Raw genomic sequence first — 12318 nt, 5'->3', positions numbered from 1 at the left:
CGCTCGGCGGGCAGGCTCTTGCCGGCCAGGTAGTCCTTGACGGCCACGCCGCGCTGCAGCGCCAGCTCGCGCATGGCGTCTTCGCTGACCTTGATGTCGGCCAGCAGCAGCGCTTCCATCTCGGCCACCGGCAGCTCTTTGGCCAGGCCGATCAGGTTGCGCGGTTTCGGCAGGTCGGCGCGTTTGTAGACTTCCTTGAGCAGGCCGGGGTAGTCGGCCGGGCTGATGCTGACGGCGGCGCTTGCGCTGGCGCCGCCTTCCTTGACCGTGCCGCGGCGCTTTTCGGCGCTGACCCGTTCAACCAGCGCGTCGAGCCGCTCGCGCTTGAAGCCCTCGCGCTCGGCGTCAAGGTTGCTCGTGCCGACCACCGTGAGCCTGAGCGCGGGCCGGTCCAGCAGCGCCTTGGCCACCTTGTCGAGCCCGGCCGTGGCGGCCGGCGCCAGCCGGGCGCTGCCGGGGGCAAAGCTGACGCTGCTGAGTTCTTCACCGCCGCCGCCCAGCGCACCGGCCAGCAGGCTGAACGGCGCGGTGATGGCCTTGACGATGACGTTGAGGATGACCTTGACGATGACGGGGCCGAGGCTGAACTGCGGGTCGTTGAGCGAGCCGCTGATGGGCAGGTCCAGGTCGATCACGCCGTTGCGGTCGGCCAGCAGCGCCACCGCCAGCTTGACCGGCAGGCTGGCGCTGGCGCCCTCGACCTTGTCGCCAAAACTGAGCTGGTTCAGCACCAGCTTGTTGCTGGCGGTCAGCCGTCCGTCGGGCAGCACCACATAGTTCACATCGACACTGAGCTTGCCGCGGTTGATGCCGTAACCGGCGTACTTGATGGCATAGGGCGACAGCGGCGGCAGCTCCAGGTCGCGCACCTTGCCGGTGATGTCGAGCGCCAGCGGCTTGGCCAGCGGGTTGAGCTTGCCCAGAATCTCCAGCGAGGCGGTGCCTTCGGCCTTGCCGCGCAGTTCCAGGTCGGCCATGGCGGGCGGACCCGAAGCCGGCGCCAGCGAGGAAAACGCGCCTAGCTTGCCGGTCAGCTCGCTCAGGTTGGCGCTGTAGTTGGGTTTGATGAAACGGTCGGAGAACAGCACCTTGCCGTTGACCAGCGTCATCGGGCCGAAGCTGATGACGGGTGCCGGGCTGGCTGAAGGCGCGGCTTGGGCCGGCGGCACAGCCTGGACCGCTTTTTTGAGGTCATTTTGGCCGCCAGCCCCCGTGTTTTGTGCGCTCACAGCTATTGTTTTTGTAGCATCCGGCGCGCCGGGCAAGGCGGTAGCGCTGGCGCCAGCCGGCCCGGCGGCGGGTTTGAGCAAGTCCTGCAGGTTGATGCGGCCGTCGGGCATGACGATGACACGGGCAAAAAAGTCGGTCAGCACGGTTTCTTTCACCCCGACCTGGGTCGCCTTGGCCGGCTCCAGCGCGACCGAGAGTCCGCGCAGGTTCAGCGCCTTCCAGGCCAGCAGCTCCTCGCTCGGGGCCAGCGCCCGACCTGTTGTATTCGCCTTGAACGCTTCCAGCGCCCCATCGCCCGCCACCCGGGCCTGCGGCCCGGCGGCGCTCTGGCGCCAGGCCACCTGGCCCCTGAAGCTGGCGTCGGCGCGCAGCAGCTCTATATTGAGCGTGTCGGCAAAGTAGGGCTCGAAGGCCTGCACCGGCAGGCGCTCAAACACCAGCCGGCCCTGCGCCTGCAACTGCGGCGCCAGGCCCAGGCTGCCCTTGAAGTCGAGCTGGCCGGGCTCAGAGCGGCCGCTGGCCAGCTTGAGCGATGCGCTGAGCGGCATGGCTTTGGCGGCCTGCGCCTTGGCCGCGGGCCGGTCGTCGAGCAGCAGCCCGCCGAGCTGGGCCCTGGCCGCCGTGATTTCAAACACCACCGGCTTGCTGCCAGGGCCCACGGCCTTGTCGGAAAACGACAGCGCGCCGCCCTCAAACTGCACCTCGTCAATCGCCACGGCCCAGCTCGGCGCGCTGGCGCGGCTGGCGGCGGTGGTGGGTGGCGGCGCGGCGGGTTTCGATGTCTGGCCCTGGGCGACCATCCAGCGCTCGTACATCCAGCGCTTGTCGGCGCCGCGCTCGACCAGGGCTTTGGGCTGGGTCAGCAGCAGTTTGCCGGCCTTGAAGGTCTGGCCGGGCAGCTCGATGGCCATGCCAGAGAGATCGACCTGCTTGATGGACACCAGCGAATGCTTGCCCTGCGCCAGCTGCACCTCGCGCAGCGCCAGTAGCGGTGCGGTAATCTGCAGGCTTTGCGGCTGGTCGGGGCGGGCGGCCTGCCAGTTGACGGCGAACTCGGCATCGAGCTGGCCACCCAGCGCCGGCAGCAAAAACTGGCCGACGTATTGGGCCGCCAGCTTGAGCGGCCAGGCGCTGGCGCTGGCATTGAGCTGGGCCGCCTGGTCGGTGGCCGAGCCGCTAAAGCTGAGCAGCGTGGGCGCGCCTGCGGCGGCGGTGCTGCCGGGGTCCAGGCCCAGCGAGCCCTTGAACTGCAGCGGCGCGCTGGCGACAAAAGGCATGGCAATGCTTGAGGCCTGCAGCGCCAGATCCTTCAGGCCGATCTGGGCCGGCGACGCCAGGGTTTCGTCGCGCCAGTTGAGCCGGCCGCCCTGCACGGTGGCGCTGGCAATCTGGATCTTCCACGGCGGGCTGGCGCTGGCTGGAGCCGCGGTGGCCGCGGTGGCCGCAGTGGCCGAGGTGGCCGGTGTTTTGGGGTCTTTTTGGCCTCCAGCCCCTACAGAATCTGCATCTTCAGCTATCTTTTCAGGAGCACCGTGCGCGCCCTGCCCACCTTGCACGGCCGGCGGCAGCAGGTTCAGCCGCCCTGCCGGGTCGCGCGTGAGGTTGAGCGTGGGCGCGGTCAGCGTCACCTGGGACAGCTTGACGAACTGCGCCAAAGGCCGCACGTCGTCCAGCTGGACCTGCAGGCGCTCGAACGCCAGCAGCTCGCGGGCCGGGCTGTGCGTATCGAGCGCGCGCACCTGGTCGGCCGACACGCTGCCCGACAGCCTGACCACGCTGGCCGGGGTCTGCTCAAACGCCAGCTTGAGATCGGCCTGGAGCATGGCGGCCTGCAGCCGGACCGGCAGGCCGGACGGCCAGTAGGCCAGGTAGGGGCTCAGGTCCAGGCGGCTGAACTTGAGCGTCGCATCGGTCTTGCGCGTCCGGGCAAACGGCGTGCCCTCGGCGGCGCTGTCAAAACGGCTGCCATTGAGCGTGAAGGCCAGATGCGGCGCGATTTTGACCTCGCGCTGGGACGCCAGGTTGCTTAAAAAAGGCACCGACAGATGGAGCGCGCGCAACGCATGGGTCTGGCCCACCGGCTGGTCCACAAAGTCGATCTGGCCGCCGCTGAGCACCAGGTTGTACAGCGCAAAGCGCGGCGGCTCGCTGGCCGGGCCATCGTCAGGCGACCGCAGGCGCGCGAGCAGGTCGTCAATGTCATAACGGCCCTGGCCCAGGTGGGTCAGCGACAGCACCGGCGCCTCCATCGAAATCGCGTCCACCACGGGCGCCAGCCGCAGCAGCGACGACAGCTCCGCATCTATATAGAGGCGCTTGAGCGTGAACTGGGCCGCTGCGGGGGCAGCGGAAGCCGCGGCCGGGCCGCGTTTGGCAATCGCCAGGTCATTGAGGGTCAGCTCCAGCGACCAGGGCTTGAAGTCCACCGCACCCAGCGTGACCTGGCGGCCCAGTTTTTCAGAGGCGATTTTCTCCAGTTGCGACTTCACAATCGGCGGCACCGCGGCCCAGGCCAGCGCCCACAGCAGCAGCAAGCCGCCCAGGCTCCAGGCCGCGCGACGCCGCCATGCCGGTGCGGTGGCCAGCGCTAGTGCCCCTGCCGCCACCCCGCCCGCCACAACCGCCAGCTTGCTCTTCAGATCAATTATTTTCATAGGCGCCGAGTTTTTAACGCCGGGGCGCAAAGGTCAATGGCTGATTGAAAAGGTCAATGACTTTTCTGAAAGATAGACGGGATTTGCGCAGTTTCGGGCGGTTTTGGCCGATTTGGCCGATTTGGCCGATTTGGCCGATTTTGCCCGCCCCAAATGAAAAACCCCGGGCAGCTTCACTGACCGGGGTTGACGGCGGGCTTAAGGCCCATGCCGTCGGGGGATTGCAGAGGAGAGATGAATCGTCTCACGGTGCATTGGAAGCAAGTGATTGCTTCCAGTTTTACCAGGGTTGGTTACCCGGCGGTTGCCTGAACGAGTCAGGCAACTGCAGGTTAACCCGTAGCCGCGCGGCAGGCAAGCGCAATTTTTCAATCAGCGTCAGCACCGCGATTGCAGAACTCTTTGATACAACGCGCAAAGAAACGAACACAAAGCAGGCCAGCCCAAAGCGGCGGCGGCAGCCTCCCAGGCAAGCGCCCAGCGAACCTCAAATAGACCGTCGCCCCCAAACCAGCGGGAATCCGCGCATTCTGGGCGGTTTTGGCCTGTCAAACGCGCTCAGCAATGACCTTACGATATAAAGAATGAATTTGTTATTATTGACAGGTTATTAACGAGCCCACTAGAATCCGCCAGTCCCCCGAAAATCCTAGGGACAACCCGAACCCGCTGCCGAAGCCGGCAACGCAAAATCAGGGTCCATACCGCCAGGGCACGCCCCGGCTAGTGGCGACCCAATCAAAGCCTGCCAGGCCCCTGCGGCCCGGCATGCGTAGAAAAGGAGTGCTATGACAGCGCCAGGAAACACCGGCTTGAAGCCGCAGCTCAGGGCTCATCTGACAAATGTGCGCAGCAGTCTTGCCAACACGGCCGACGACATTGCCCAGGGTTTTTTCGAGATCACGCACAACAGCTTTGCCCTGCTCGGCCTGGTCGTGGTGTTCGGCGTCATCACGCTGACGGCCCGGCCCGACCTGCGTCAGGCCGGCGAAACAAAACTCATCACCTGGCTGCAGGAGCGCCAGCAAGCCGTCATCGGTTTTGTCGAGCCCGAGTTCGTCGAGCCGGACGCGATTCAGCGCGCCACGGCCTCCAACCCCAAGGACCTGCCCCAGCAACAGGCCGCCGTGGCCTACTGGCTGAGCAAAAAATACGCGGTGGCGCCCGAGCCGCTGAGCGTGCTGGTGTCCGCCGCCTTTGAGATCGGCCAGAAAGTCCGGCTCGACCCGACCCTGATCCTGGCCGTCATGGCGATTGAATCGGGCTTTAACCCGTTTGCCCAAAGCCCGGTCGGCGCCCAGGGCCTGATGCAGGTCATGACCAAGATCCACCATGACAAGTACGAAAATTTTGGCGGCAAGCTGGCGGCGTTTGACCCGGTGACCAACCTGCGCGTCGGCGTGAAGGTGCTGCAGGAGTGCATCGCCCGCGCCGGCTCGGTTGAAGGCGGCCTGAAATACTACGTCGGCGCGGCCAATCTGAACGATGACGGCGGCTACGCCAGCAAGGTCATGGCCGAACATGGCCGCCTGCTGGCGGTGGTGGGCGGCAAGCGCGCACCGTCGACCTCGCCGTTTTACGCGTCGCCCGCGCCAGCGCGCTCGATTCCGGCGTCGCTGCCAGCCAAGTCCACGGCCCAGGAGCCCGCCAGTCAAGCGCCTGAAAAAGTCGCGCTGCTGGACAAATCCTGAGCGGATTTCACGCCGCTCTTCACATCAGCCGGGCCAGCCCCGGCTTTTTTGCGCCCCAAACCGGCTAAGTTACACTAGCGAGGTGCGCAACTGGCGATAGGCGTCCAGGCCCTGGCGGCTTTTGGAGGCTGACGTGGGACACCACTGGGAAGCGCACCGCTAAAGCCGTGTGGCCCAAGCGTTCAGCCGTTCGCCTGGGCAGCCCTTGCTTCCTTGCCACTTCATTGATGCACAAGGACAAGGATTCAAGTCTTGAAGGACTGCCATGTACGACCGCACCATTCTTGTTGAACAGACCGACCCCGAACTTTTTGCCGCCATCCAGGCCGAGAATGCCCGGCAAGAGCATCACATCGAGCTGATCGCCAGCGAAAACTACGCCTCGCCCGCCGTCATGGCCGCGCAGGGCTCGCAGCTGACCAACAAATACGCCGAAGGCTACCCCGGCCGCCGCTACTACGGCGGCTGCGAGCATGTGGACGTGGCCGAGCAGCTCGCCATTGACCGCATCAAGCAGATTTTTGGCGCCGAAGCCGCCAACGTGCAGCCGCATTGCGGCGCGTCGGCCAACGAGGCGGTGTTTCTGGCCTTTTTGAAGCCCGGCGACACCATCATGGGCATGAGCCTGGCCGAAGGCGGCCACCTGACCCACGGCATGGCGCTGAACATGAGCGGCAAGTGGTTCAACGTGGTGTCCTACGGCCTCAATGACAAGGAAGAAATCGACTATGACGCCATGGAGCGCAAGGCCCACGAGTCCAGGCCCAAGCTGATCATCGCGGGCGCGTCGGCCTACAGCCTGCGCATTGACTTTGAGCGCTTTGCCAGGGTCGCCAAGGATGTCGGCGCGATCTTCATGGTCGACATTGCCCACTACGCGGGCCTGGTGGCCGCCGGCGTGTACCCGAACCCGGTGCCGCACGCCGACATCGTGACCTCGACCACGCACAAAAGCCTGCGCGGCCCGCGCGGCGGCATTATTTTGATGAAGGCCCAGCACGAAAAAGCCATCAACAGCGCCATCTTCCCGGGCCTGCAGGGCGGCCCGCTGATGCATGTGATTGCGGCCAAGGCCGTGGCCTTCAAGGAAGCGCTGTCGCCAGAATTCAAAAGCTACCAGCAGCAGGTGCTGAAAAACGCCCAGATCATGGCCGAAACCCTGACCCAGCGCGGCCTGCGCATCGTCAGCGGCCGCACCGAAAGCCATTTGATGCTGGTTGATTTGCGCTCCAAGCAGATCACCGGCAAGGAAGCCGAGGCCGTGCTGGGCAGCGCCCACATGACCATCAACAAAAATGCCATTCCGAACGACCCGGAAAAGCCGATGGTGACCAGCGGCGTGCGCATCGGCACCCCGGCCATGACGACGCGCGGCTTCAAGGACGAGGAAGCCCGCCTCACCGCCAACCTGATTGCCGACGTGCTGGACAACCCGCGCGACGCCGCCACCATCGAAGCCGTGCGCGCCAAGGTCAATGCACTGACCAGCCGCTTTCCGGTTTACCGTTAATCAGAAGCAGGCGGCCGCATGAAATGCCCCTTCTGCGGCAACCTTGAGACCCAGGTGGTCGAAACCCGGGTGTCCGAAGACGCCGACTTCATACGCCGCCGCCGCCAGTGCAGCGCCTGTGAAAAGCGCTTTACCACCTACGAACGGCCCGATGTCAACTTTCCGGCCATCGTCAAAAAAGACGGCAGGCGCATCGAATACAAGCGCGGCAAAATCCTCGGCTCCATGAACCTGGCGCTGCGCAAGCGGCCGGTCAGCACCGAGCAGATCGACTCCGCCATCGAGCGCATCGAAGAAAAGCTGTTGAGCCTGGGTCTGCGCGAAGTCGCCTCCAACCGCATCGGCGAGCTGGTCATGCGCGAGCTGAAAAAGCTCGACAAGGTCGCCTACATCCGCTTTGCCAGCGTCTACCGCAGTTTTGAAGACATCGATGAGTTCCGGGCGCTGGTGGACGAGGTCAAGCGCTAGACGGCACTTAGGGTGTTTTTTCCTGGGGCTGCGCCAGCGGATAACGCGCTGCTTCGTCGCCCACTTTCAGGTAATTCACGACGCCCATGACGTCATCGACCAGCCAGACCGCTTTTTCCAGCGCCTCTGACTGCTCGCGACTGGCGACACAGCCCATGAGCAGGACCAGCCGGCGTTCGCCTTGCACCCACACACTGGTGTTGTCGAAACGACCATCAAGCCTGATGTACTGCGAGACGCGCGGAATGATTTCCTGGTCGTACAGATAGGAATTGGCCAGCCGGCAACGGCCCACCCGGTAGCAGCTGCCGCCGTGTTGCGCCCGCACATGCGCGGCGTCGCGCACTTCCTGCTCGGTGTACAGCGGCCCTTCGGGAACCGGGCAATTGGCGATGGCCGACGTGACCTGAACAAAGGGGTCATTGAAGGCATTGCTGCGCTGCTGGGCAGCCAGAGGTAAAGCCGCAACCAGAAGACTTGCTGCGGACAGACATCGAAGGGTGCACAAAAGCCGTCGAAGCGCCGTGGATGCCGCCATGACGCATCCTCTACCGTCCGACTGGTTGACGACCCTAAGGGCTATTGGTATTGGGCGACTCATACGGTTGTCCTTCAATCAAAAACAACGATTGAAACTCACGCAACAAAATATGGCTTTAAGCACCATAATACTATGGCATGATACGCCTTATGGCAGGCGCCCAGCTCCTTTTCAAAACCCGCAATCCCCATGCGGGCGGCATTGTGGAGATGGTGGTGTGGCAAGTGCCCACCCCGGTGCCACCCTCAGAGCACCCTTTCAAGTACCGACTGGTATTTGTACGCGACGGCGAGCGCGTGGTGGGCTATGACAACGAGCGCGGCAAAGGCGACCACAAGCACCTTGCCGAACGCGAGCTTCGGTACCAGTTTGTGGATATTGAAACCCTGATGGCGGACTTTCTCCGCGACGTGGAGGCCATGCAATGACGACCAACCCTCAAATTTTGAATGTGACCGTGGGTGAATCCCTGCGCGAGACCGGTGCCCGGGCGGCTGCCGCCATGAAAGCGATTGCGCGCGGCGAAAAAGTGCGGCCCCACTTCGGCGTGAACTTCGAACAAATGGGCCAGATGCTCGCCGCCTTCACACCCAAGCGCTGGGAACTGATCGCCGCCCTGCGCCAATCCGGGCCATTAACCGTGGCCGAACTCGCGCGCCGCCTAGGCCGCGACTACAAAAACGTTCACACCGACGTCAATCAGCTCATCGACTGGATGGCGGTGGAGCGCGCCGACGACGGCCGAGTACATGTTCCGTGGTCGGAGATCGTGGTGGACATGAAGTTGCCGGAACGAGTGGCGGCGTGAATGTGATGGAGCGGCCCGAAGGCCGCTTTTTCATTTGCTGGTGAGCTGATCAAAATCAGGCCGCCACTCCATCCTTCACGGTATTGGCCATGTCGGTATAGTCCTTGACCTGGTCAAAGTTCAGGTACTGGTACACCGTGTCGCTGGCAGCCGTCAGCACGGTCATGTCAGCCATGTACTCGGCCTTGGTCGGAATCCGGCCCAGCTTGGAGCAGATGGCTGCCAGTTCGGCGGAACCCAGGTACACGTTGGAGTTTTTCCCGAGGCGATTCGGGAAGTTGCGGGTCGAGGTGGAGAACACCGTGGCGCCCTCTTTCACCTGCGCCTGGTTGCCCATGCACAGGCTGCAGCCCGGCATTTCCATGCGGGCGCCGGCCGAGCCCAGCACGCCGTAATGGCCTTCTTCGCTGAGCTGCTTGGCATCCATCTTGGTCGGCGGTGCCATCCAGAGTTTGACCGGGATGTCGCGCTTGCCTTCGAGCAGCTTGGACGCGGCGCGGAAGTGGCCGATGTTGGTCATGCAGCTGCCGATGAACACTTCGTCAATGACGGCACCGGCCACGTCGGACAAGGTCTTCACGTCGTCCGGATCGTTCGGACAGGCGACGATGGGCTCATGGATGTCGGCCAGGTCGATCTCGATGACGGCGGCGTATTCAGCGTCGGCATCGCCCTTGAGCAGTTGCGGGTCGGCCAGCCAGGCTTCCATCGCGGCAATGCGGCGCTTGATGGTGCGCACGTCCGAGTAGCCGGTTGCAATCATCCACTTCAACATCGTGATGTTGCTGGTGATGTACTCGATGATCGGTTCTTTGTTGAGGTGCACCGTGCAGCCACCGGCGGAACGCTCGGCCGAGGCGTCGCTGAGCTCAAACGCCTGCTCGACTTTCAGGTTGGGCAAGCCTTCAATCTCGAGAATGCGACCCGAGAAGATATTTTTCTTGCCCTGCTTGGCCACCGTCAGCAAACCGGCCTTGATGGCGTACAGCGGAATGGCGTTGACCAGGTCGCGCAAGGTGACGCCGGGCTGCATGTCGCCCTTGAAGCGCACCAGCACGGACTCAGGCATATCGAGAGGCATGACGCCCGTAGCCGCACCAAACGCCACCAGGCCGGAGCCGGCCGGAAAGCTGATGCCGATGGGAAAACGCGTATGGCTGTCGCCGCCGGTGCCGACCGTGTCGGGCAGCAGCATGCGGTTGAGCCAGCTGTGGATGATGCCGTCACCCGGACGCAACGGCACACCGCCGCGCGTGCTCATGAACTCGGGCAGCTCGTGGTGCATCTTCACATCGACCGGCTTGGGGTAAGCCGCCGTGTGGCAGAACGACTGCATCACCAGGTCGGCGCTGAAACCCAGGCAGGCCAGATCTTTCAGTTCATCGCGCGTCATGGGGCCGGTGGTGTCTTGCGAACCCACTGACGTCATCTTCGGCTCGCAGTAAGTGCCGGGGCGCACGCCCTGGCCTTCTGGCAGGCCGACCGCGCGGCCGACCATTTTTTGTGCCAGCGTGAAGCCGCGGCCGTTATCGGCCGGGTTTTGCGGCAGGCGGAACTGCGTTGACACGGGCAGGCCCAGCGCAAAGCGCGCCTTGGCGGTCAGGCCGCGGCCGACGATCAGCGGAATGCGGCCACCGGCGCGCACTTCGTCAAACAACACCTCGCTTTTGAGCTTGAACTCGGCAATCACCTGGCCGTCTTTCAGGGCCTTGCCGTCGTAGGGACGCAACTCGATCACGTCGCCCATGGCCATCTGGCTCACGTCGAGCTCGATCGGCAGCGCGCCGGAGTCTTCCATGGTGTTGTAGAAAATCGGGGCAATTTTGCTGCCGAGGCAGACACCACCAAAGCGCTTGTTGGGCACAAAAGGAATGTCCTGGCCGGTGAACCACAGCACCGAGTTGGTGGCCGACTTGCGCGAGGAGCCGGTGCCGACGACATCGCCGACATAGGCCACCAGGTTGCCCCTGGCCTTGAGTTCTTCAATGAATTTGACCGGGCCGCGCTTGCCGTCTTCCTCTGGCGTGACACCGGGGCGCGCATTCTTGTGCATGGCGATGGCGTGCAGCGGAATGTCGGGGCGGCTCCAGGCGTCGGGGGCGGGCGACAAATCATCGGTATTGATTTCGCCAGCGACCTTGAACACCGTCAGCATGATCGATTCAGGCACTTCGGGGCGGCTGGTGAACCACTCGGCATCGGCCCAGCTTTGCAGCACGGCCTTGGCGTATTTGTTGCCGTTGTCGGCTTTTTCCTTGACGTCGTGGAACTGGTCGAACATCAACAAGGTGTTTTTCAGACCGCTGGCCGCCTGCGTGGCCACGCTGTCCTCGGCGTCGGCCAACAACTCGATCATCGGGCTGATGTTGTAGCCGCCCAGCATGGTGCCCAGCAGCTGCGTGGCTTTCTCGCGCGACAGCAACGCGCACTTTTCAGTGCCATGCGCCACGGCCGCCAGATAGCTGGCCTTGACCTTGGCCGCGTCATCGACACCGGCCGGCACGCGGTGGGTAATCAGGTCGAGCAGAAACGCTTCTTCGCCCTTGGGCGGGCTTTTCAGGAGTTCAATCAGCTCCGCGGTCTGTTTGGCGGACAGTGGCAGGGGTGGGATGCCCTGCACGGCGCGCTCGGCAACATGGTTGCGGTAGGTTTGCAAAAATTCGGACGACATGCTGGCTTCTCCTGGGTTCAAAAATCGGGAACTGGTTTTGCGCGGGGCGCTAAAGATCGTGCGGCGCCTGGGTGTCTGGCGCTTATTGGGCGGCGGACGCGGCGGCGGCGGCGGACACGGCGGCGGCGGGAATCACCACGGGGACAGGCTTGGGCGCATCCAGCACGCTGGCGGGCGGGTTCAGCTTCATCGCCTCACCGACAGCGACCTGCGCCGGGCTCATGCACTCGTCGGCCAGGCGAATGCCCAGTTTCTGGTTCATCAGCATCGACTTGTTGGCCAGTTGCAGCCAGACCGCGCCGGCCTTCTGGTCTTCCAGACGGATGGCGCCGGTGGTGGTGGCGACCGGGAACATGCGGTATTTGAAGTTTTTGCCCTGCACGTCAAAGTAGCCGGGGGCCTTGCTGTCTTGCGTGAGCGCGACCGAGGCGCCCAGTTCACACGGCAGATTGCCCACATGCACCCGCTCGGCAATCGCCAGCTCGGCCGGCGTCATGGCGGCTTCGGCCGCCTCAATGCCTGCGGCGACATTCTTGGCGGCGCTTTTGAGGTTGGTGCGGCTGGCACTGACGGCGGGCTTTTTGCTGGCGGCGGCCTTGGCGGCGGGTTTGGCCGTCTTGGCAGTGGCTTGCGCCAAGGCCGCGCCGGAGCCCCCAAGCAGGAAGGCGCAAGCCAGGGCGGTCGCAAGGGTCGAGGTGTGTGGGGATTTCATGAGGGGGTGTACGGTTGGTGAAGATGGACAAAA

Annotated in this window: 10 protein-coding genes and 1 riboswitch; of the genes, 6 read left to right on the top strand and 4 right to left on the bottom strand. The window is 64.0% G+C overall.

Annotated elements, in window-relative coordinates; genetic code table 11:
- Positions 1 to 3884 (bottom strand): DUF748 domain-containing protein (locus tag RMO23_RS04570; protein WP_309678916.1); only part of this gene is annotated, 3884 nt, incomplete at its 3' end.
- 56 nt (positions 3885 to 3940) lie between these two features.
- Between RMO23_RS04570 and RMO23_RS04565 the strand changes: the two genes are divergently transcribed.
- The 4 genes from RMO23_RS04565 (at position 3941) to nrdR (ending at position 7553) form a co-directional block, all read left to right on the top strand.
- Positions 3941 to 4465, top strand: a complete 525-nt coding sequence (locus tag RMO23_RS04565; protein ID WP_309678915.1) for a hypothetical protein — start codon at positions 3941 to 3943, stop codon at positions 4463 to 4465.
- Positions 4466 to 4672: 207 nt separating this feature from the next.
- A complete protein-coding gene (locus RMO23_RS04560) occupies positions 4673 to 5575 on the top strand; it encodes a lytic transglycosylase domain-containing protein (RefSeq protein ID WP_309678914.1) in 903 nt (300 codons plus the stop codon).
- Positions 5576 to 5651: 76 nt separating this feature from the next.
- A riboswitch (ZMP/ZTP riboswitch) is annotated at positions 5652 to 5782 on the top strand.
- 58 nt (positions 5783 to 5840) lie between these two features.
- Positions 5841 to 7085, top strand: coding sequence for a serine hydroxymethyltransferase (glyA, locus tag RMO23_RS04555; protein WP_309678913.1), 1245 nt, complete (start codon positions 5841 to 5843; stop codon positions 7083 to 7085).
- 18 nt (positions 7086 to 7103) lie between these two features.
- A complete protein-coding gene (nrdR, locus tag RMO23_RS04550) occupies positions 7104 to 7553 on the top strand; it encodes a transcriptional regulator NrdR (protein ID WP_309678912.1) in 450 nt (149 codons plus the stop codon).
- A 7-nt stretch (positions 7554 to 7560) separates the two neighbouring features.
- On the opposite strand, the gene RMO23_RS04545 is transcribed toward nrdR, so the two are convergent.
- Positions 7561 to 8091 carry a BON domain-containing protein gene (locus RMO23_RS04545; RefSeq protein ID WP_309678911.1) on the bottom strand — a complete coding sequence of 177 codons (531 nt, stop codon included), beginning with the start codon at positions 8089 to 8091 and terminating at the stop codon, positions 7561 to 7563.
- A gap of 140 nt (positions 8092 to 8231) precedes the next feature.
- On the opposite strand from RMO23_RS04545, the gene RMO23_RS04540 reads away from it, so the two are divergent.
- Positions 8232 to 8522 (top strand): DUF6516 family protein, encoded by a 291-nt coding sequence (locus tag RMO23_RS04540; RefSeq protein WP_309678910.1) that lies wholly within the window; start codon positions 8232 to 8234, stop codon positions 8520 to 8522.
- Complete coding sequence (locus RMO23_RS04535; protein ID WP_309678909.1) at positions 8519 to 8902, top strand: MarR family transcriptional regulator; 384 nt, start codon at positions 8519 to 8521, stop codon at positions 8900 to 8902. Before RMO23_RS04540 ends, RMO23_RS04535 begins: the two co-directional genes overlap by 4 nt.
- Positions 8903 to 8957: 55 nt before the next feature.
- Here the strand turns inward: RMO23_RS04535 and RMO23_RS04530 are convergent, their stop codons facing one another.
- Complete coding sequence (locus RMO23_RS04530; protein WP_309678908.1) at positions 8958 to 11573, bottom strand: bifunctional aconitate hydratase 2/2-methylisocitrate dehydratase; 2616 nt, start codon at positions 11571 to 11573, stop codon at positions 8958 to 8960.
- An 82-nt stretch (positions 11574 to 11655) separates the two neighbouring features.
- The gene (locus tag RMO23_RS04525; RefSeq protein ID WP_309678907.1) at positions 11656 to 12285 is read right to left on the bottom strand and encodes a hypothetical protein; all 630 of its coding nucleotides are present in this window, start codon (positions 12283 to 12285) and stop codon (positions 11656 to 11658) included.
- Positions 12286 to 12318: the final 33 nt, after the last annotated feature.

It is taken from the genome of Polaromonas sp. (assembly GCF_031411155.1).
Taxonomy (GTDB): domain Bacteria; phylum Pseudomonadota; class Gammaproteobacteria; order Burkholderiales; family Burkholderiaceae_C; genus Polaromonas.
This window is presented reverse-complemented; position numbering and strand designations above follow the sequence as displayed.

Bases quoted from the DNA above. Each gene is read 5' to 3' on its own strand.
- RMO23_RS04565 (WP_309678915.1), top strand. From the start codon at position 3,941: ATGACTTTTCTGAAAGATAGACGGGATTTGCGCAGTTTCGGGCGGTTT.
- RMO23_RS04560 (WP_309678914.1), top strand. From the start codon at position 4,673: ATGACAGCGCCAGGAAACACCGGCTTGAAGCCGCAGCTCAGGGCTCAT.
- glyA (WP_309678913.1), top strand. From the start codon at position 5,841: ATGTACGACCGCACCATTCTTGTTGAACAGACCGACCCCGAACTTTTT.
- nrdR (WP_309678912.1), top strand. From the start codon at position 7,104: ATGAAATGCCCCTTCTGCGGCAACCTTGAGACCCAGGTGGTCGAAACC.
- RMO23_RS04545 (WP_309678911.1), bottom strand. From the start codon at position 8,091: ATGGCGGCATCCACGGCGCTTCGACGGCTTTTGTGCACCCTTCGATGT.
- RMO23_RS04540 (WP_309678910.1), top strand. From the start codon at position 8,232: ATGATACGCCTTATGGCAGGCGCCCAGCTCCTTTTCAAAACCCGCAAT.
- RMO23_RS04535 (WP_309678909.1), top strand. From the start codon at position 8,519: ATGACGACCAACCCTCAAATTTTGAATGTGACCGTGGGTGAATCCCTG.
- RMO23_RS04530 (WP_309678908.1), bottom strand. From the start codon at position 11,573: ATGTCGTCCGAATTTTTGCAAACCTACCGCAACCATGTTGCCGAGCGC.
- RMO23_RS04525 (WP_309678907.1), bottom strand. From the start codon at position 12,285: ATGAAATCCCCACACACCTCGACCCTTGCGACCGCCCTGGCTTGCGCC.